The following is a 19,936-nucleotide window of genomic DNA, read 5'->3' on the forward strand; positions in this document are numbered from 1 at the left end:
TCGCGCCTTTACCGGCCCTAGAAGGGACCTCCACCACGCCGGCCGCCACCGAAGCCTCCGCCCCCGCCCGCGGGACGCTGGCCTCCGCCCGCGCCCGGAGCCGCGCCCGTGCCTGTGCCCGCCGCCGTGCTCAGGGCGGTGATGACCTGGTCGCCCTCGTTCAGCTCGCCCTCGACCTCCGTGTACGAGCCATCCGTCACGCCGGCCTTCACGTTCACGCGCACGGGACGCCCCTCGCGCAGCACGTACACCGTCTTGGAGCCGGCGGGCGGCGGCGCCGCGGCGGCCTGCCTGTCCGCGCCTCCGCGGCCTTCGGGCCTGGAGCCCTCGGGGGGCGCGGGGGGACGGAAGCGCAGCGCCGCGTTGGGCACGGTGAGCACGTTCTCGCCGCGCGCGGTGACGATGTTGACGTTGGCCGTCATGCCCGGCTTGAGCTTCATCTCCGGGTTCTGCACGTCGATGACGGCATCGTAGGTGACGACGTTCTGCACCGTCTGGGCCGCGTTGCGGATCTGCCGGATGACGCCGTCGAAGGTCTGCCCCGGCCAGGCGTCCACGGTGAAGGTCGCGGGCATGCCGTCGCGCAGCCGGCCCACGTCGGACTCGGCGATGCTGGTGTTCACCTGCATCTTGCGCAGGTCCTCGGCGATGGTGAACAGGGTGGGCGTCTGCAGCGACGCGGCCACCGTCTGGCCCACGTCCACGCTGCGCGAGATGACCATGCCATCCGTGGGCGACACGATGGTGGCGTAGCGCACGTTCACCTCCGCCTCGCTCAGCGCCGCCTGGGCCTGTGCGAGTGCCGCCTCGGTCGACGTCACCTGGGCCTGGGCCGACTGGGCGGTGGCCTCGGCGGTGTCCAGATCCGCCTGGGCGATGAACTGCTGGGCGCGCAGCGCCTTGGCCCGCTCCGCCTGCAGCCGGGCGTTCTGCGCCTCCACGCGTGCGCGCTGCACGTTGGCCCGCGCGGCCATGAGGTTGGCCTTGCTGCGCTCCAGGGCCGCCTGGAGCAACTGGGGATCGAGCCGGGCGATCACCTGGCCCTTCTTCACCAGCGAGTTGTAGTCGACGAGGATCTCCTGGATGCGGCCGGACACCTGACTGCCGACCTGCACCGTCACGAGCGCGGACAGCGTGCCGGTCGCCGACACGCGCGCCTCGACGGTGCGCCGCTGCACCGGGACCAGCTCGAAGCCGGCGGCGGGATCCTTGGGCTTGGGCCAGAAGAACCAGGTGCCCGCGGCCGCGATGACCGCGAGGCCCAGCAACCACCAGCCCAGACCCTGGGGCGGGCCTCTACGCCGGGTGGGCTCGGCGGGCGCGGGGCGGTTCTGGGTGGAAGGGGAGGACTTCTCGTCGCGCTGTGGCAGCTCACTCATGGGCCTCATGGTCCAAGAATTAAGCGCCAGAGCATTTGGATGGATGAAGTGCAGATTACGAAATGTGACGCCGGGCCTGGTCGGCTGCTAGGCGGCGGGGGCCCCCGGAAGCTGGACCCGGGCCGTTGTTCCTTGACCCGGCTGGCTTTCCAGGCTCAACGAGCCGCCGTGGGCGACGACGATGCGGCGCGCCAGGGCGAGTCCCAGCCCCACGCCGCCGGTGCGCCGCGCCCGGCTCCGGTCGCTGCGGAAGAAGGGCGTGAAGAGGTGCTCCATGTCCTTGGCGTCGATGCCGATGCCCTGGTCGGCGACCTCCACCTCCAGGCCATTGCCAGAGTTCCGGGCGCTCAGGCGCACCGTGGTGTGGGGCTCGGAGTACTTGCCCGCGTTGTCGAGCAGGTTGTCCAGGGCCCGGCGCAGCAGCACGGGATCCGCCTCCAGCTCGGGCAGCGTGGAATCCATCCGCACGTCCAGTGTGTGCTCGGGCCGGGCGGAGCGGAAGCGCGCGGCGGCCTTGTCCACCAGGGCGCGAGTCTCCACGCGCTCCAGGCGCAGGGGCGGGGTGGCTCCCGGCGTCTGGGTGGTGGTGAGATCCAACCGGGCCGTGGTGAGCACGTCGTCCACCAACCGCTCCAACTCCCCCAGATCCTCGGCGATGTCCGCGAGCGACTCGCGCGCGAGCACGGCGTCGCCCTCGTTGGCCAGGTCCAACGCCACGCGGATGCGGGCCAGGGGCGTGCGCAGCTCGTGCGACACGTTGGCGAGCAGCTCCTTCTGTGAACGCAGCAGGTGGGTGATGCGCTCGGCCATCTCGTCGAACGCATCGGACACCTGCCCCAGCTCGTCGCGGCGGCGCAGGCCCACGCGCGTGCTCAGGTTGCCCTCGCCGAGCGAGCGCGCCGCGGCCGCCAGCTTCTGCAGGGGCACGGCCAGGGTCCGGGCGAAGAAGAGCGACGTGACGGCCAGGCTGCCCAGCATGATGAAGAGGGGCACCATCAGGCGGCCGGGGGGTGGGGGCGGCCTCGGTGGCCGTGTCTCCTGCATGAGGGCATAGGCCTCCAGGGGACCCGTCTCGGGGATGGCCACCGCGACCCGGTGCGGCCGCTCGGAGTAGAGCATCACCCGCTTCTCCTCGAGCTCGCGGAGCATCTTCGGAGAAAGGGCCTCGAGGGGCGGTGAGCTGTTGGCGCCGAGCAGCCGGCCCTCGGGAGTGAGCACCGTCGCCCGGGCTCCCGGGCGCATCTGCCGCAGCGCGTCCTGGAGCGCGTCGGGGTCGTTCCTCGCGGAGGACCATTCGGCCACCCGGCTGGCCATGTCGCGCTCCACGCCCTCCTTCCAGGGCGCATCCAGGACGTACTTCTGCAGGAACGTCATGCACACCAGGAAGAGCACCACCTGCGCGACGCCCACCAGGTAGATGCGCAGCAGCAGTCGGCTGGCGAAACGAGGCCGCCGGAGCCTCACGACTCCTCTCCACTGGCGAGCAGATAACCCGCGCCGCGCACGGTGCGCAGCAGCTTCGGGTTGCGTGGGTCCTCTTCTATTTTCTGGCGGATGCGGAAGATGTGGACGTCCACGGAGCGGTCGAAGACCTCCTCCGCGTTGCCCTTGACCAGATCCAGCAGTTGCTCGCGGCTGAGCACGCGGCCGGCGCGCTCGGCGAGCACCCGCAGCAGGGCGAACTCATAGGTGGTGAGCGGCAGCACCTTGCCATCCAGCGTGGCGCGCAGGCTCCGGGGATCGAGCGACAGCTTGCCCGCCTGGATGGGCTGGGACGAGGGGCCGGCACGTCCGCGGGCCCGGCGCACCTGGGCGCGGATGCGCGCGAGCAGCTCGCGGGGGGAGTAGGGCTTGGCCAGGTAGTCGTCCGCGCCCGTCTCCAGGCCAATCACCCGATCGACCTCCTCGCCGCGCGCCGTCACCATGATGATGGGGATGTCGCTGCGGGTGCGCAGCTCGCGGCACACCTCGATGCCATCTCTCCCGGGGAGCATGACGTCCAGGAGGATGACGTCATAGGCGTGGCGGTTGGCCTCGGTGAGGCCCTCGGGGCCCGTGCCCGCCACGGTGACGAGCAGCCCATGCTCCTGGAGGTAGCGGCTGGTGAGCCGCGCCAGCCGGTCATCGTCCTCCACCAGCAGCACCTGGATGGTGCCTTCCTCCGAAGGGGAGTGTGTTGTCTCCTCCATGTCCCGATTCCTCCTGCCGCGCGGGGCCTGCCCAGGTCCACCGGGGTGAAGATACGGCCTGGGCGCGGCGGATGGGGGGGTGCTCCCCCAGGCCGCACCGCAGGATGCCGCCGGGACATGTCGGGCGGGCTTCCCCTGGATGAAGAAATATTACGGCGCGCCCTCACGCTCCGTGTGGGAGCGAGGGAGCGTCCAGGGGGAGGGGGGCGGGGTCGCGCTCCTCGCCGCGCATCAACCAGCGGATGAGCGGGGTGGCGATGAAGGTGGAGACGATGGCCATGAGCACGAGCATGGTGAACATGCTCCGGGGGAGCACGCCCAGGTCGTACCCCACGTTGAGCGCGATCAGCTCCATGAGGGCCCGGGTGTTCATGCAGACGCCGAGCACCAGGGACGAGCGGTGGTCCTCGCCGACGAGGCGGGCCCCCACGTAGGCGCCCCCGAACTTGGAGACGAACGCCACCGCCATCACGAGCAGGCAGATGCCCACCTCGCGCAGGGAGGACAGCGAGCCGACGTTCGTGCGCAGCCCCGTGTACGTGAAGAAGAGGGGGAGGAAGAAGGTGTTCACCAGGGGAGACACCCGCGTCTTCCACTCGTTCACGAACTGGCGGTCGTCGTGCAGGGCCGCGCCCATGACGAACCCGCCGATGATGGCGAACACGCCGATGAGCGACGTGATGGACGCGGACGCGAAGATCACGAGCAGGAGCAGGGCCACGGCACTCGCCTGGAGCCCACCGCGGCGCCGCAGGTGGGTGCTCACGAAGCGCTTGAGGAGCGGCCGCGCCACCAACAGCACGAAGGCGACATACGCGGCGAGCGTTCCCGCCCGGAAGAGGAGCTTGGAGGGCGCGAACTGGTGCTGCACGAGCAGCGTCACGACGCCCAAGAGCAGCCACCCGGCGATGTCGTCGATGGCCGCCGCGCCGATGCTCAGGGCCGCGACGCGCGTGTGGGACAGGCGCAGCTCCATGAAGATCCGCCCCAGGATGGGGATGGCGGTGATGGACATGGCGATGCCGAAGAAGAGCTGGAACCCGAACAGGGCGGGCCGGGGCTCGGCGAGCCGTTCATGGAACCAGGGCGCGGTCAGGTAGCCCATGGCGAAGGGCAGCAGCAACCCCACCATGCTCACCACCACGATGGACTTCTTCGACGTGCCCAGGTTGGCCTTGAACTCGAACTCGAGGCCAATCTGGAACATCAACAGGATGAGGCCGACCTGGGAGATTCCGACGAAGGTCTGCGAGGTGGAGCCATCGAACAGGGTGTGCATCAGGTCCGGCGCGAGGGCACCCAGGATGCTGGGGCCGAGCACCAGCCCCGCGAGGATCTCCCCCGAGACGTCCGTCTGGCCGAGCTTCCGGGCCACGTACACGACCAGGCGCGTCGTGGCGAGGATGGCGATGAACTGTCCGAGCAGGTGCAGGACGAGCTCTTCCGCCTTGGTGCCGACGGCGGATTGGGCCCCATCGGTGGTGGCCTGGACGAGGGTGGGGAGCAGCGCGAGCGGGTTCATGGGTGCACCTCAATGGAGAAGTCCGGACGGGTGGCCCGGAGGCACAGGTCGTCGAAGTAGTGCGCGGATGTCTCGAGGGCCGCCGCGATCCCTTCCGCGATGGGCAGGCGCACGCGCGGATCGCGCCGCACGCTCTCCTCGATGACGTTGTCGCCCCAGTCGCGGGCGTGGTCGTCGTCGCAGGCGAGGTGGACGCGGATGAACTCCATATCGGCGGCCGCGAAGCCCAGGCGCTCGAGCCCCTTGCCCATGTGCTCGAGCCGGTAATGGGCGATGGCCTCGGTCGCGAAGAGCGAGCCGATGAGGTTCCAGGGCTCGAGGTAGTAGCCGTAATAGAGGACGAGGCAGCGATCGACGAGGCTCGGGTACGTCGCGAGCGGGAGCTCTGGGCTGGCCTTCGCCTTCACCGCGAGGAACAGCCGCCGCATCAGGTCGGCGTGGGGGATGGGCACCTGCTCGTCCTCGATGTTGCGGACGATGGCGGCGCGCGCGGTGTTGGTGAGCGGCAGGTCGAGCGTGCGCCGCACGAGCGGGAGGAAGGAGGGGTAGGCGGCGTTCTCCAGGAGGAACGTCGCGTACTCGTGCACGCCCACCTCGTGGGCCAGCCGGTCGTACCAGGAGTGGCGGGCCGCCGGGTGCTGGAAGATGGCGGCTGCCCACCGGGACTCGGGGGTCGCGAGGAGCGCGTTCGCGAAGGTGCTCCGGTGCCCATGCTCTCGTGCCCACCACTGGCTCAGCGCACTCTCCTCCGCCGGCTCGAGCCGTGAGCCCATCCGGGCCACGCACGCCTTCAGCAGCTCTGAATCCGTGAGGCGTTCCATCATGCACTCCGTTTTTCGTTCGAGGGGGGGCGGAGCCTGGAGAAGGGGCACCCGGCGGGTGGGGCGCTGGGGGGAGCGGCCTTACGCTCGGCCTCGAAGTAGCGCTGGCACAGCTTCAGGCGGCGCGCGTCGAGGACCATGTACGTGCCCAGGACGAGCTGCAGGACGCTTCGCCCGACGTCCTCCCACGGCTCGCGGGCGCTCATGGCCGCGAGGAGGCGCTCGCGCGCACGGAGCTCGGGGGCCTTGTTTCTCGGCTCCAGCACGCACGGCCCACGGTGGGGCAGCGAGCGCGTATGGGTCGCCGTCGAGAAGGCCCGGAAGCGCCGGATCGTCTCTCGCGCCACGGCCCGCATGGTGACGAGGGCGATGGCCTGCGCGGGGCAGGGACGGTTCGCCGGAGCCCCGAAGGGCATGTAGTTCACGTCCTTCGTCGACTGCTTCAGCCAGCGATCCGGATCGAAGCGGCCCGGGTCCTCGAAGCCCGCGTGGTGGTAGGCCTGATAGTTGAAACAGAGGACCGAGCCCTTGGGGATGGGGGGCACGCCCTCGAGCGTGATGTCGTCGGTGGTGATGCGGTGGGCGATGCCGAAGAGGGGATGGACCCGGAGGGACTCGGTGATGATCCGGTCCAGGTAGCGATCGTCGTCCAGCGTGTCCGCGAGCCGCTCCTGGACGGCCGCGTCCTGCGCGAGGAAGAGCAGCAGGTGGGCCATGGCCTCGGACATCTGCACCACGGCGGTGTTGAAGTAGACGCCTTGCAGGTAGAGCGCCCGCTGTTCGAGGGACATCCAGGAGGGCAGCTCGTGCGCGACGTGACCCGCCTCGAGCCGCCCGCGCAGATAGCGCGTGAGCCGCAGGCGCCGGCGCATGTGGCGGAGGCTCGAGCCCTTGAGCGAGGTGACGACGTCGTCCGCGTTGTCCACGATGAGCCCGCGCGCCTCGCGGGGGCACGGCTCGCCGAAGACGACCTCGTAATAGAACTCGGCCCAGATGGGCATCATCAGGTCGCGCAGGCGCACGCTCGTCGCCTTCTGGAAGCGCTGCTCGTCGAGGACGCGCGCCGCGCACCGGGCCGCGAGCTCCTCCGCGCTTTTCCTTGGCAGCGCGAGGATGCGCTTCGTCACCCGGGCGACCTCCTCGTAGCGCTCACCGGGCTCGAGGTGTTCCTGGTGCAGCTCGGCGCCGGGGGACAGCCAGTACCAGAAGAGGTCGGACAGGCCCGCGCCCTTGCTCCGGCCGTTGGCGGCGGGGTGCGAGTACAGCTCCTTGAAGCGCGACACGTCGATGTGCTCGCTGGGGACGGGGAGGCCTTCCTCGCCGTTGATGCGCGTGAAGATGCGCGTGCGCAGCCCGATGATCGCGGCGGGCAGGCGGGACGTCAGGAGGTTCGCCATCGGGGTTCCCATCGTGAGAAGTGCAGCAGTTCGGGGCTGGCGTCGTCCGCCGAGCCGCAACCGCACAGGGCCAGTGCGCGCTCGAGCTCCGAGCGCAACAGGGAGAGGACATGGGCCACGCCGGCCTCGCCGCCCACCGCGAGTCCCCAGAGCACGGGGCGGCCGATGGCGACGGCGCGAGCCCCGAGGGCGAAGGCCTTGAGGGCATCCGTGCCGCGCCGCACGCCCCCATCGAGCACCAGGGGGAGCCGGTCCCCGACGGCGTCGGCGATGGGTGCGAGCAGCTCGAGGGGGGCGGGGACGGTGTCGAGCTGCCGGCCCCCGTGGTTGGAGACGAAGAGCGCGTCGACGCCGCTGTCCAGGGAGCGCTTCGCGTCCTCCGGGTGCAGCACGCCCTTGAGGGCGATGGGCAGGGAGGTGAGCTCGCGCAACCAGTCCACGTCCGCCCAGGACAGGGTGGGGGAGAACGCGATGGAGCGCGCCGGGCCGCGCTCGCCGTCGGGGCCGAGCGGGCGCATGTTCTCGCAGCACAGGCCGGGCGGCAGATCCATGAAGCCGTTGCGCAGGTCGCGCTCGCGGCGGCCGAACACGGGCGAGTCGACGGTGACGACGAGCGCCTTGCAGCCCGCGGCCTCCACGCGCCGCACGAGCGCCTCGGTGAATCCGCGGTCGGGCTGGAGGTAGAGCTGGAACCAGAGGGGACCGCCCGCCTGGGCGATGTCCTCGATGGCGGTGGTGGACGCCATGCTCACGGTGAAGATGGCGCCCGCGGCCGCGGCGGCCCGAGCCGTGGCGCGCTCGCCCTCGGGGTGGGCCAGCCGGTGGAAGGCGGTGGGCGCGAGGACGATGGGCAGGGAGGCGCGGCAGCCGAGCAACTCGGTGTCGAGCCGGGGGGCGCCCCGTCCGCGGAGCACCCGCGGCACGAGACCGACCCGGGCGAACGCGTCCTCATTCGCCCGGAGCGACACCTCGTCCTCGGAGCCCCCCGCGAAGAGATCATGGATACCGGGCTCGAGGAGGGCGCGGGCCGCGGCCTCGAGTTCCCGCAGGGAGAGGGCCTTCATCGCGACGGGCTCCGTGTGTGCTCAGGCCGCGGGCCGGTTGTTCTTCTCGGCGGCCTTGGCGAGCTCCCGCTCGAAGAAGGCGCGCAGGGGGGCGCGGTGGACGGTCTCGCTCGTCCAGTCGTTCTCGAGGTTCTCGGTCACGTGGTGTGTCGCCACGAGTTCGCGCTGGTGGTAGCAGCGCACCACGGGGTGCAGGTAGCGGCCCTCGCCCGAGCGCATGGCGTCGTTCTGGGCGATGCGGCCCACCTCGACGTCGAAGGGATCCACGTCCGCGTGGCCCGGGCCGTACTCGAGGCTGACGGTGAAGTGGCACGGGGTGTCGCCGAACGAGCTGTCCTGGGTGTAGGCGAGCGGCACCTCCTGGAGGTACTTCGCCTGGCCGTCCTGACCGACGAGGATGGAGTCGCCGAGGAAGGAGAACTGCTGCCAGAGGCCGGAGCTGCGATTGACGCGGGCGAGCACCGCCTCCATGAGGGCATCGGGCTCGGCCGGGTGCACCTGATGGGGCCACTCGGCGCCGTGGTACTTGCGCTCGAGGATGCGGTGCAGGGCGCGCACGCTGTAGCGGAAGCCGTGGATGAAGCCGCCGGTGGACTTCTTGAAGTCACGCACCTGGCCGATCGTGCCGGCGAAGTGCAGGCCCGGGACGTTGGTGGACTCCCACTCGGCGGTCTGGTTGGGGAAGCGGTCGCGGATGACCAGCTCGGGCCGGCAGTTCTCGTCGAAGATGGACGCGTCGAAGCGGAAGCCCGTGCAGAGGATGATGCGGTCGTAGCGCAGGTCTTTCGTGACCTCGTTGGCGCGCGAGAAGCTCAGGGTGACGACGAAGCCGTTGTCCTGCTTCTCGATGCGCTGGATGTTGCCGTCCAGCAGGGCGTTCTGGGACTTGAGCTGGTAGGTGTCCAGGAAGTTGTTGTTCACCGCGCGCAGGTGGCCCACGTAGTGGGTGCGCCACGCCATGCGGATGGAGGACGGGCCCGCGACGTGGATGACGGCGGCGGTGGAGATGAGGTTGTCGGCGGTCTCGAAGGCGGAGTTGCCCTTGCCGATGATGAGCACGCGCTTGTTGATGAAGTCCTTGGGGTCCACGGACACGTCCCCGTAGAGCTCCGCGTGCTCGATGCCGGGGATGGGGGGGATGTTGTGTTTGGTGACGCCCGTGGCGGCGATGAGCCGCTTCGCCTCGAAGGTACGGCCCTGCTGGGTCTCGACGCGGAAGCCGCCGTCCGGGGCGCGACTGACGCGGGTGACGCGGGTGTCGTACTCGATGGGGAGCTGGGTCTTGCTCGCGAAGTCACTCAGGTACTTCACGATCACGTCGGCGGGCGGGAAGTAGCGGTCCGTGTATTTGGTGAACAGGAGTTCCGGGTCATCGGACAGGAGCGAGTTCCAGTCCATGCGCAGGTTGAGCTCGGGGTCGCTCGTCCCGTTGTAGACCTTGTTGCTGGAGATGAGCGTGCGGTGGCGCGGATAGGTCTTGAAGAACGTACCCGCGGAGCAGCCCGCCTCGAGGATGCGGAAGCTCCGGCCCGTCTTGGCGAGCAGATAGCCCAACTGCAGTCCCGCCGGACCCGCGCCGATGATGAGGTAATCCATGGTGGTGTCGTCTTCTCGAGGGGCATCGTGTGGAACGTCTCGATGCCGGGGGGCCCCTCGTCGTCTCCGTTCGAGACGACAAGAAGGGTGGCACGTGTCACCGAGATGTGTCAACGGAGTTGTCGCCTGGAAGTCTGTCTTTTCGTCCTCTCAATGTCTGGGAATGCAGGGGGAGCGCGGAGCCGGGTTCGTGGGGGCGTGGTGGGGGGCGCCCAGGTGCGGATGCGCAGCGACCAGCGGCCTGGATGTTGGGCTCGGGCCCGCTCATACAGCAGCGTCCGGCGTTGGAATATTCGCGTGTCACGGCCGAAGTAGCGATCCTCCGGGGTGACATAACCCAGGCGGCAGTGCAGGTGCTCGCGGTTGTACCAGTCGACGAAGCGGGAGATCCAGGCGCGGGCGGCCGCGGCGGACGGGAAGTGCTCGCGAGGGTAGTTGGGACGGCCCTTGAGGGTTCCGAAAAGGGATTCCACGAAGGTGTTGTCGTTGCTCACCCGTGGGCGGCTGTAGGCGGGGATGATGCCCAGCCGCCGCAGCGTGTTCGTCATCGCGCGGCCCTTCATGGGTCTGCCGTTGTCGGCATGGAGGATGAGTCCGGAGGGCTCGACCCCGTTGCTCCGGCAGGTCTGGCGGATGAGCCGGGCGGCGCGCCGGGAGCTTTCCTCGGGGTGGATGCGCCAGCCCATGATGCGCCGGCTGAAGACATCCATCACGAGGTACAGATAGAGGAAGGCTCCCCGCTGGGGGCCTCGCAGGTAGGTGATGTCCCAGCTCCATATCTGATTGGGCGCCATGGCGGGCTGCTCGTGCATGGGCCGTGATGGCGGGGAGCCACTGCGCACGGAGGGCGTCATCCCTTCCGCGCGCAGGAGCCGGTACAGGGTGGACTCCGAGGCGAGGTAGCGGTTCTGGTCCGCGAGTCTGGGGACGATCTGCCGGGGAGAGAGCCCCTGGAAGGTGGGGGAGCGGAGCAACTCCAGGGCGTAGCGCCGCTCCTGCTCGCCGAGCCGGTTGGGCGGAGGGCGCCGGGTCTGGCTCCGCCCATCCATCGCCTGCGCGGAGTGGCGCCAGCGTTGGAGGGTGCGCGAGGACAGGCCCAGGAGTTGGCAGGCGGAGGCCTGCCGCGCGCCCTCGGCCACGGCCCGCTCGACGAGGGCGAGAACCCGGCCGCGGGTGTCGGGGGGATGAAGCCGACCCCGTCCTCCCAAGGTGAGCCCGCGTGCCTTCACCGCCAGCATCAACAGCGCCCGTGCTTCCAACAGGGCCCTGCGTTGGCACTCGTGCTCTCGCTCGAGTTGCTTCACCCGTGCGGCCATGACGTCCATCCGCGCATCTTCTCAGAGGGACATTCGATTCCGCACGGGTTCTCGGCGGCTGGGAGGCGGGCTCGGGGAGTGTGGATGCGGTGAATGAACTTCACCCCGGACGTCTTCTGCTCGCGGCGTGGGGGCGGAGCCAGTCGTCGGCTAATTCATTCACCGCCCGCGATGATGCGGCGCAGTCCGGGGAGTGAATTCTTCGTGATGGGGTGCTCTTCGCCCAGGGAGTGCAGCAGTGCTTCCATGGCCTGATGGGCTGTCGTGACGGCTTCGGGCTTTCTCAACGCGGCCTGGGTTTTCGCCAACAGGTCGAGTGCCTGGGCTGTCTCGGGATGGTGTAGACCCCAGGTCTCACGAGCGATGTCAACGGAGCGGCGCAGTAACGGCTCTCCTTCCTGTGGACGCTCTTGCAGAGTTAGAGCGAAGCCCAGGTTCGCCAGGGTTGCGCAGAGTTTGGGATGTTGAGGCCCGAGCGCCTGCTCTTGGATGGCAAGAGCTTGGCGCAGCAACTCCTCCGTCTCGCTGTAACGGCCATGACTGGCGAGTACCCTGGCCAGCTCGTGAAGCGAATTGGCGTAGTCGACGTTTCGCGGGCCGAGCGACTGCTCTAGAATGGCAAGCGACTGGCGCAGAAGTGTCTCCGCTTCTGCGTAATGGCCTCGTTCGTAAAGGACATAGCCCAGTTCGTGGAGAATCCGTGCACGAACCGCGGGATGGACCTGCTCGGTTGAATTGAGTTGATGGCGAAGAAGCGACTCGGCTTCCGCGAGTTGACCTCGTGAGCTGAACACCCGGACGAGCAGTACCCAGTGCTCTGGATCGGCATCCACTGCACGTCTAGCCCAGACGTAAGCCACATCGAGGTCCTGTACGGTGAGGGCCCTGAGTGCTACTTGGCTCCAAAGCCATTCTGTCCGAGGAGAGCACCGAAGCAGTATTTCAGCGATCTCATCCCTCGCCCCAATGCCTTTGATCCATTCTTGAGAGGGGAGTGCCTTCGCCCACGCGGACCACCACTTGAAATCCTCGGCGTCTACCCGCTCCCCTTGGCTCAATCGCCGTTCGATGGTTTCCAACTCCGCCCGGTGCCGCCGCCGCATCCCGTCGCGCTCCGCTCCAAATGCCCTCATGGAGGGAGGCGGTGCGCTTCCTCGGGCCAGCTGCTTCTCTGTCACCAGCCCATGCGCGGAGGCCAGCCGCCCCACGGTCGCACCCGGATCTGTCTCCTTCAGAATCGCCCCCTCCAAGGAGTGATCGCCGACACCTCGTTCCAGGAGATCGCCCAGTAATTGGATGGCTTCGGGCTCCAGGTCCACCAGCGCGGCTAGCCGGCCCGGTTGTTTCGCTCCGGCTTTCCTCAACCGCTCGTAGGCTTCTCCTGGCTCCGCGACCTGACCATGGACCTCCCACCAACCCGGGGATCGCACAGATGGCTCGACCAGGAGGGTCCGTGTCTGGCGCCTCGCCTCGGCCAGCGCCCAGCGCACCCGCCGGAGCCGGAAGTCTCCATCCACGTCCGTCCACGCGAGCCACTCTCCGGGACCGCTCGCCCTGATCTCCGCGACGAGCTCCGCGTACGGCCGTGTCGCGCTGACCTTCCTAATCACCCGGTGGGGCCTCGCCACCGCGAAGCTCGCCTCCAGGTTGCCTCCCGTCCAGACGATGCCGGGCACCCGGGCCGCCAGCGCACGGCGGAGTCCCGCCACCGCGTACGGAGGCGGCCCCGCGGGACACTCCAACCGGAGCGAGACCCAGTCGAGGAAGTCCACGGCGCCCCGCGACAGCGCCACGGACACTTCGCGCGTGCAGAACAGCACCACGCGCAGCGCACGCGAGGCGAAGAGGGGCCGGTTGATGTTCAGCCAGTCCGCGTCCTCCGCGCGTGGAATCAGCACCAGCGTCGAGCCGGGACGGGTCTCCACGAGTTGCTGGGCCTCGGTGTGGACCTCCAGCTCCGGGGAGATGGGCAACAGCGCCCGCACCAACTCCCCCAACCGCTCGGGGCGGGCGTGGTCCACCAGCACCAGCAGCCCGGCGCGAGACAGCCCGAGCGAGACCTTCAGTCTGCGGAGCCAGCCGGGGGTTGCCGGACCAGATGCATCGTCAGGAGCGGATGGGGGTAGTACCATTCCGAGTCGTTGGGGTAGGGCAGCAGGTGTTGGTAGTCGAGCAGCTCATGCGCCAGCTCTCCTGGCGGTAGCAGGTGCTGCGGATCCTTCATGACTTCTTGCAGGAGTCGGATGTGATCCGTGTTCAGTCCTGTCTCCTGCCTCAATCGCCACTCATCCAATACCTGCTTCACCAACTCCGGAGTCGCGGCGGGAGCATCCTGGTCCCACGCCACCTCGGACAGCGAGCGGATGAATCGGACGAAATCCCTGGCCCTCCCACCCGAGCGATAGGCGAGTTCACCGAGCAACTCCGGGCTCACCAGTCCGAGGGCCTCGTTCCCCAGGTCGTTCACCCGCTGCGCGTACAGCTCGCGGAAGAAGCCCACTCCGTCCCCAGGTTGGCTCGGGTCGTCATGGTTCAGCACGGGCTCGTTCACCAGCGCGTTGGCCTTGAAGCCGCGCACTCCGGCCGTGGCGACGTCGTGGCGGAGCGCGAAGGGGCCACACACCACCAGGGGACAGATGAGCTGGGAGAGGAGCTGTGACTCGACGAAGAGCGCCTTGGCGCGAGGCAGATCCCGGATGCGATCCAGGCCATCGATGACGAGCAGCACCTTGCGGTGTTTCTGCTGCACCTCGCCCAACAGCAGGTTGACGGCACCGAGGAGTTCCTGCACCTGCCGGTCCTGGTCGGGCACCGCCTTCTCACTGCGTCCCAGCGGCAGGTTCCAGGTCTAGGCTCGCAGGGAACCCATCACGGTCTTGGCACCCTTGAGCGCCAGGGCCGCTCCGGCGGCCTCCGGGCCCAGCGCTCCCGTGGTGGCGAGGGTCGCCCCCAGGTCCAGGGCTTCCTTCGCGAATGAGCCCAGGTCGAGTTGGGGGGCGGGTGTCTTGGTGGCCTCCGCCAGCCCCTGCCAGGCCTGGCCGAGTTGCTTCACCATCTCCGGGTCCAGCTCGGTTCCCAACCGCTCCTTGAATCGGAACACCAGCGCCAGTCCCGCGAGGAAGCACACCTCCCACGCCTGGATACGGTAGAGCGCGTTGGGATCCTTCACCACGTTGGCGAAGTGCCGCTCGAGGTCCAGGAAGACGACCAGCTCGCGTTGCTCGCGCTCCTCGGCGACGCGCATCAACTCCGTCGTCTTCCCCGTGCCCACCGTTCCCATCAGCAGGATGCGCGGGATGCCGAAGGGTTGATCCAACGTCTCCAACATCTTCTTCGCTGGACTGTGCGGACGGGGAGCCCGCCATTCCATGGGGGCGGGCAACTCCGGGTCGAATCGCTCGTAGAGTTGTCGAGTTGTCGCCAGAGGTCGCGGCGCGACATGGCGCTGGCTTCTATCACCTGCCCCCGGACCGGGCGAGCGCGCGGAGGAGTGTATCGTTCCGTGGTCCGCTTGACCGGCGCCGTCCTCGTGCCGTCCGGAGGTGTCGGCTCGGACGTCCAGGCGGACGGAGCCGGGTTCACGGAACTCCATCGCGCCGGACGTCGTCGCTTCCTCTTCTGTGGAGCGGATGTGTCCTAGCCTCGCGGCGGCTGGCCTCCTCTTCCGCGGGACTCACTGCCCTTCTTCTTGTCGGCCCGGGACACCTTGGGCACCTTGTTCCGCCCCTTGCGCGAGCGGTCTGAAGCCTGGGCTGCCTCGGCCTGCATCTTCTTGGCCTTGGATGCGCGAACGCCTGCGATGTCGACCACCTCCGTTGTCATCCAAAGGTGGGGATTGAACACGGCGGGCGCACGGCGAAGAGGAGACAACGCGCCGGGCGCCCGCGGGGAGAGCAGGCGGGGAAGACGCGCGGCCCGCGTGCGCCTCAGCCGCGCAGCTTCGCGCGCGAGGCGGGAGGGATTTGAACGAAGCAGCCGGGGGCTCCCGGCATGCGCGCGAAACGGCTGAGTTTGCTGGAGTTCCCCTCCTCGAAGAGGATGGCGTATACCTGAGCGAGTGTCTCCGCGGCCTCATTGAAAAGGCATGCATCCTGGACGGCGAGAGCGGCGAACGTCATGGCGTGGCTCCCTGCGTTGAGGTGGCTGTCGTATCGGGACTTCTTGGAAGATAATCCCGAGCCCCTCGTGCGGCACCCCATTCCGCGGGGCGGGTAGATTCTCGACGTCCTCCCCGCCGCGAAGTCCACTATCGCCCGCCTGCCCTCATGACGGACCGGGAGGGGGTTGCGCCACCAGGGGCAAGCGCATCACGAAGCGGGCGCCGCCCTCGGGGCGGTTCTCCGCGTGGAGTGTGCCCCCGGCCCGCGACACGTACTCACTGCACAGGGCGAGCCCCAACCCCGTGCCCCTGCCGGGGGGCTTGGTGGTGAAGAAGGCATCGAAGATGTGGGGCAGCACCTCCGGGGGGATGCCCGGTCCGTTGTCCTCCACCCGCAGGCACACCGCTTGTCCTTCCCGCCGCGCGCTCACCGTGATGTGCGCGTGGCGCGGGGGGTGCGCGGCCTCCACCGCGTCCGCGGCGTTGAGCAGCAGGTTGACCATCACCTGCACCATGTGCCGCTGGCTCAGCCGCACCGCCGACAGCTCCGGTTCGATCTCCAACGCGACCTCGCCTTCCCGGCCCAGTCGCACCGAGGCCAGACGCCTCGCCTCGTGCAGGGCTTCCTCCAGCACGCCCTCCTCGGCCTCGCCCAACTGGCCGGAGCGCGAGAAGCCGCGCAGGTCCGTGACGATCTGTTGGATGCGCACCACCCCCTGCAACGTCTCCTCGAGCAGCTCGCACAGCTCCCACGGCTCCATGCGGGGGATGCCGCCGTGGTTCGCCTCGCCGCGCAGGAAGCTCAGGTTGGCCTTCACGAAGGCCAGGGGGTTGTTCACCTCGTGCGCCACGCCCGCGGCCAGTTGTCCCATGAGCACGAGCCGCTCCACCTCGGCGCGCTCCCGCTCGGCGCGTCCCCGCAGGCGCTCGCTCTCCGCGAGCTGCTCCAGCACCTGGAGACGGGACTGGTGGGACTCCTGCTGCGCGGCGATCATTCGCCGGTACACGCGCGTGCCGAACAGGGCCAGCCACAGCAGCGCGAGCGAGCTGAAGGCCTGGAGCACCAACGTGCTCGGTGGCACCTGGGCCAGCACGCCCACGAGCAGGACCGCGAGGAGCGCCGCCCCTCCGCTCACGAGCGTGGGCAGTTGGCTGCCCGGGGTGAACAGGGCCAGCATGAAGGGCAGGGCGCCGAACACGTGGAAGTAGGGGCTGAGGGGTCCGCCGCTGAAGTGCACGAGTGTCGTCGCGCACAGCAGCCCGACGAGTCCGCTCGGCACCCCCAACTGCTCTGGTTCGAACCAGCCTCTTTCCAGCGCCAGGCCGAGCCCCACGTAGACCAGGATGAAAAACAACAGGGAGCCCACGAGCGCGGGGGAGAGGCTCCAGGTGACCGCGCAGTGGACGAGCAGCGCGCCCACCAGACAGGCCGCTCCGTTGAAGTAGCTCTTCCTCTGGACTTCCCGCATGGCCTTCGTGTCGGAGAGGTCGGGTCCCATGGCGAAGTGAATCCTACACGTCGCATTCGTGCCTCCCGGGTGGGCTCTCACACGGTGAGAACGAATGGGGGCCCGCGCGGCGGTCCCAGGGTTTTCATGGGGTTGCTCGATAGGGGACAAATCAAGACGTCACCCCCTGAATGGGATAGAATTCTCCTTGTGTCGGCGCTGGCACGTTCGCTGTCGCCACGGACCCATCCCGCTCGGGTGGGTCTCTTCACCAAGGCTTTCCACACCCGAGGCTTTCCACATGGGACGCGCCCCCCGGTTCTCCACGGGCATGTCGTGCTCGCCCGCCATCTCCACGCTGGCGACTCCCGCGTTGATGACGCTCTGGGGAGGCCACCTGCCCTTCGCGCCCGAAGGGGAAAAGCCCCAGCGGGAGCTGAGCCGGCCGGAGTTGTTCGCGCGCATCTGTGTGAGTGCGCCCTACTTCGCGCCGCAGGAGGTGAAGGCGGTAGGGCGGGGTGAGGTGATGGCGCGTCTGCCCGTGGAGCCGCGGCCGGGGGCGGAGGGGTCGCCCCTGCCTGCCTCGGAGGTGTACCGGCACCTGTCGGTCCTCGGTGCGTGCGCGGCGTCGCTGGTGAACCCGAGCGAGGGTCCGCACTGCTACCTGCCCCGGCGCGCGTGGGTGGAGCGGCTCCACGAGGGGCCGCTGCCCCAGGCCACCCAGCCGTTGCACGGCTCGGCGAAGGCGGAGTTCAACCAGCGGCGCACGGCGATCGCGCACGCGCTGCTGTCGGATCCCGAGGGCCAGCCGCTCTTCGCGATGGGTGTGGATTACAACGTGCTGCACGCGGAGTCCTTCGTGCGGCTGTTCCAGGGGACACGGCAGGATCCCCGGCTCGAGGGCCCGTGTCGGGACCCCGCCGTCCAGGTTCCGCTTCCGTCCCTGCGGGACGTGGTGCGCGAGGGGGAGTGCCTGCGGGGCACGCTCGGTCCGGTGGGTCCGGAGCTGTGCCGGGGTCACTTCGAGCTGTTCCCGGTGCTGCCCATGGCGGCGGTGGTGGAGGGCCTGTGTGGGCTGGCGGGCACGCTGCTGGGCCAGGGGGAGGGCCAGCCGCCGGCTCGCTACCTCGTGACGCGCGGGGATGTGCGCACCGAGAGCTTCGCCCACGCCGGAGAGACGGTGCGCTTCGACGCCCACCGGCTGGCCGTGAAGGGCCGTGACCATTACTTCGACTGCTGGGCGTCGGTGGGGGGCCGTGTGGTGGCGGTGATGGAGCTGACGCTCACCTGTCTGGAGTGAGACCTTCCCGCGAGCTGAATGGTGTCCATGAAGTGAAGTCCTGGCATCGCATGAGCGATGCTCCGCATGACGCGGTGCGAGGTGCCCGCCTTCCGCTTGACACCCCGTGCTCCGGCACGGAAAAGCCGGGGGGCAAGCCACCTGCCAGGAGCCCGATACATGAAGCTCGCCACCCTCAAGGACGGAACGCGCGACGGACGGCTCATCGTCGTCAAGCGGGACCAGTCGGCGTTCGTGCCCGCCACCTCCGTGGTTCCCACGCTCCAGGCCGCGTTGGATCAATGGGACGCGCTGGAGCCCCGGCTGCGCGCCCTGGCCGAGGACCTGGAGTCCGGCCGCGTGCGCGGCGAGCCGCTCGACGTGCGCGCCCTGCACTCGCCCCTGCCCCGCGCCTACGAGTGGGTGGACGGCAGCGCCTACCTCAACCACGTGGTGCTCGTGCGCAAGGCGCGCAACGCCGAGCCCCCCGCCACGCTCAAGACGGATCCGCTCGTCTACCAGGGCGGCTCGGGCACCTTCCTCGCGCCCACGCAGGACCTGGTGCTGCCCGACGAGAGCTGGGGCCTGGACTTCGAGTCCGAGGTGGCCGTCATCCTCGGTGACGTGCCGCTGGGCACCCAGGCGAAGGACGCGGGCCAGTACGTGAAGCTGGTGATGCTCTGCAATGACATCACCCTGCGCAACCTCATCCCCGCCGAGCTCGCCAAGGGCTTTGGCTTCTTCCAGGGCAAGCCCTCCACCGCCTTCAGCCCCTTCGCGCTCACCCCGGACGAGCTGGGCGCGGCGTGGAAGGACGGCCGGGTCCACCTGCGCCTGCGCTCCACCCTCAATGGCCAGGTGGTGGGTGACACGGACGCCGGCCCGGAGATGCACTTCTCCTTCTTCGATTTGATCCAGCACATCACCAAGACGCGCGCCTTGACCGCGGGGACGATCCTCGGCAGCGGCACCGTGTCCAACGAGGAGCGCGCCCGGGGCATCTCCTGCCTCGCCGAGCGGCGGATGATCGAGACCATCGAGCAGGGCGCGCCCCGGACGCCCTTCATGAAGGTGGGCGACACCATCGACATCGAGATGTTCGGCCCGGAGGGCACGAGCCTGTTCGGCCGCATTTCCCAGAAGGTGGTGGCGGGATGAGGCTCTATAACTATTGGCGTTCGTCCTCCTCGTGGCGGGTGCGCATCGCGCTGAACCTCAAGGGTCTGTCCTACGAGTACGTGCCCGTGCACCTGGTGAAGGACGGTGGCGAGCAGCACTCCGAGGCCTACCGGGCTCTCAACCCCTTGAGCACGGTGCCCCTGTTGGAGGTCACCGAGGGGGGCCGCGTCCACCGCCTGAGCCAGTCCATGGCCATCCTCGAGTACCTCGAGGAGCGTCATCCCTCGCCTGCCCTGCTGCCCGCCGACCCCTTTCTCCGGGGCAGGGCCCGGATGTTGGCGGAGGTGGTGAACTCGGGCATCCAGCCGCTGCAGAACCTGACGGTGCTCCAGCGCGTCAAGACCGAGTGCAACGCGGACGACAAGGCCTGGGCCGCGCATTGGATTGCCCGGGGGCTGGCGGCGTTCCAGGCGATGGCCCAGGAGACGGCGGGCCGTTACTGTGTGGGGGACAGCGTGTCGTTCGCCGACGCGTGCCTGGTGCCGCAGCTTTATTCCGCCCGGCGTTTTGGGGTCGATCTCCAGCCGTATGGACTGCTCACCCGCGTGGAAGCGGCGTGTGCCTCCCTTCCCGCCTTCCAGGCGGCTCACGCGGAACGGCAGCCCGACGCCGTCCCCGCTTGAAATGGTTTTCGCAGTATCCAATCG

General features: G+C 69.0%; 18 protein-coding genes. 3 read left to right on the forward strand and 15 right to left on the reverse strand.

The features are described from left to right. Positions 1-17: 17 nt before the first annotated feature. The 15 genes from D187_RS21945 to D187_RS22010 form a co-directional block, all read right to left on the reverse strand. Positions 18-1,379, reverse strand: coding sequence for an efflux RND transporter periplasmic adaptor subunit (locus D187_RS21945; RefSeq protein WP_002622784.1), 1,362 nt, complete (start codon positions 1,377-1,379; stop codon positions 18-20). An 87-nt stretch (positions 1,380-1,466) separates the two neighbouring features. Continuing rightward, a complete protein-coding gene (locus D187_RS21950) occupies positions 1,467-2,843 on the reverse strand; it encodes a sensor histidine kinase (protein WP_002622785.1) in 1,377 nt (458 codons plus the stop codon). Continuing rightward, positions 2,840-3,568, reverse strand: a complete 729-nt coding sequence (locus D187_RS21955; protein WP_002622786.1) for a response regulator transcription factor — start codon at positions 3,566-3,568, stop codon at positions 2,840-2,842. Before D187_RS21955 ends, D187_RS21950 begins: the two co-directional genes overlap by 4 nt. Positions 3,569-3,731: 163 nt before the next feature. Next, entirely contained in the window at positions 3,732-5,090 is a 1,359-nt protein-coding gene (locus tag D187_RS21960) for a cation:proton antiporter (protein WP_002622787.1), read from the reverse strand. Continuing rightward, entirely contained in the window at positions 5,087-5,914 is an 828-nt protein-coding gene (locus D187_RS21965; RefSeq protein ID WP_002622788.1) for an iron-containing redox enzyme family protein, read from the reverse strand. Before D187_RS21965 ends, D187_RS21960 begins: the two co-directional genes overlap by 4 nt. Then, a complete protein-coding gene (locus tag D187_RS21970; RefSeq protein ID WP_002622789.1) occupies positions 5,911-7,308 on the reverse strand; it encodes a cytochrome P450 in 1,398 nt (465 codons plus the stop codon). Before D187_RS21970 ends, D187_RS21965 begins: the two co-directional genes overlap by 4 nt. After that, positions 7,293-8,372, reverse strand: a complete 1,080-nt coding sequence (locus D187_RS21975; RefSeq protein ID WP_002622790.1) for an alpha-hydroxy acid oxidase — start codon at positions 8,370-8,372, stop codon at positions 7,293-7,295. The genes D187_RS21970 and D187_RS21975 overlap by 16 nt, the downstream gene beginning before the upstream one ends. Before the next feature lie 21 nt (positions 8,373-8,393). Next, entirely contained in the window at positions 8,394-9,968 is a 1,575-nt protein-coding gene (locus tag D187_RS21980; protein ID WP_002622791.1) for an NAD(P)-binding domain-containing protein, read from the reverse strand. A gap of 110 nt (positions 9,969-10,078) precedes the next feature. After that, positions 10,079-11,293 (reverse strand): IS3 family transposase, encoded by a 1,215-nt coding sequence (locus D187_RS21985; RefSeq protein WP_002622792.1) that lies wholly within the window; start codon positions 11,291-11,293, stop codon positions 10,079-10,081. A 146-nt stretch (positions 11,294-11,439) separates the two neighbouring features. Further along, complete coding sequence (locus D187_RS50215) at positions 11,440-13,311, reverse strand: tetratricopeptide repeat protein (RefSeq protein WP_002622793.1); 1,872 nt, start codon at positions 13,309-13,311, stop codon at positions 11,440-11,442. 35 nt (positions 13,312-13,346) lie between these two features. Next, positions 13,347-14,096 (reverse strand): hypothetical protein, encoded by a 750-nt coding sequence (locus D187_RS21995; RefSeq protein WP_002622794.1) that lies wholly within the window; start codon positions 14,094-14,096, stop codon positions 13,347-13,349. 36 nt (positions 14,097-14,132) lie between these two features. Further along, a complete protein-coding gene (locus tag D187_RS22000) occupies positions 14,133-14,654 on the reverse strand; it encodes a hypothetical protein (RefSeq protein WP_020918195.1) in 522 nt (173 codons plus the stop codon). Between the two features lie 266 nt (positions 14,655-14,920). Continuing rightward, positions 14,921-15,094, reverse strand: a complete 174-nt coding sequence (locus D187_RS55360) for a hypothetical protein (RefSeq protein WP_002622797.1) — start codon at positions 15,092-15,094, stop codon at positions 14,921-14,923. A gap of 116 nt (positions 15,095-15,210) precedes the next feature. Continuing rightward, positions 15,211-15,402, reverse strand: a complete 192-nt coding sequence (locus tag D187_RS22005) for a hypothetical protein (RefSeq protein ID WP_002622798.1) — start codon at positions 15,400-15,402, stop codon at positions 15,211-15,213. A gap of 145 nt (positions 15,403-15,547) precedes the next feature. Beyond that, a complete protein-coding gene (locus D187_RS22010) occupies positions 15,548-16,882 on the reverse strand; it encodes a sensor histidine kinase (protein ID WP_002622799.1) in 1,335 nt (444 codons plus the stop codon). Between the two features lie 250 nt (positions 16,883-17,132). Here D187_RS22010 and D187_RS22015 point away from each other — a divergent pair, with 250 nt between their 5' ends. The 3 genes from D187_RS22015 to maiA all read left to right on the forward strand — a co-directional run bounded on the left by D187_RS22015 (position 17,133) and on the right by maiA (position 19,912). Then, the gene (locus D187_RS22015) at positions 17,133-18,131 is read left to right on the forward strand and encodes a hypothetical protein (protein ID WP_002622800.1); all 999 of its coding nucleotides are present in this window, start codon (positions 17,133-17,135) and stop codon (positions 18,129-18,131) included. 159 nt (positions 18,132-18,290) lie between these two features. Beyond that, positions 18,291-19,268: a fumarylacetoacetate hydrolase family protein gene (locus tag D187_RS22020; RefSeq protein ID WP_002622801.1), complete on the forward strand. Its 978-nt coding sequence runs from the start codon at positions 18,291-18,293 to the stop codon at positions 19,266-19,268. Continuing rightward, on the forward strand, positions 19,265-19,912 hold the full coding sequence (maiA, locus tag D187_RS22025; RefSeq protein WP_002622802.1) for a maleylacetoacetate isomerase: 648 nt from the start codon (positions 19,265-19,267) through the stop codon (positions 19,910-19,912). The genes D187_RS22020 and maiA overlap by 4 nt, the downstream gene beginning before the upstream one ends. The last annotated feature ends 24 nt before the right edge of the window (positions 19,913-19,936 follow it).

It is taken from the genome of Cystobacter fuscus DSM 2262, assembly GCF_000335475.2.
GTDB lineage: Bacteria > Myxococcota > Myxococcia > Myxococcales > Myxococcaceae > Cystobacter > Cystobacter fuscus.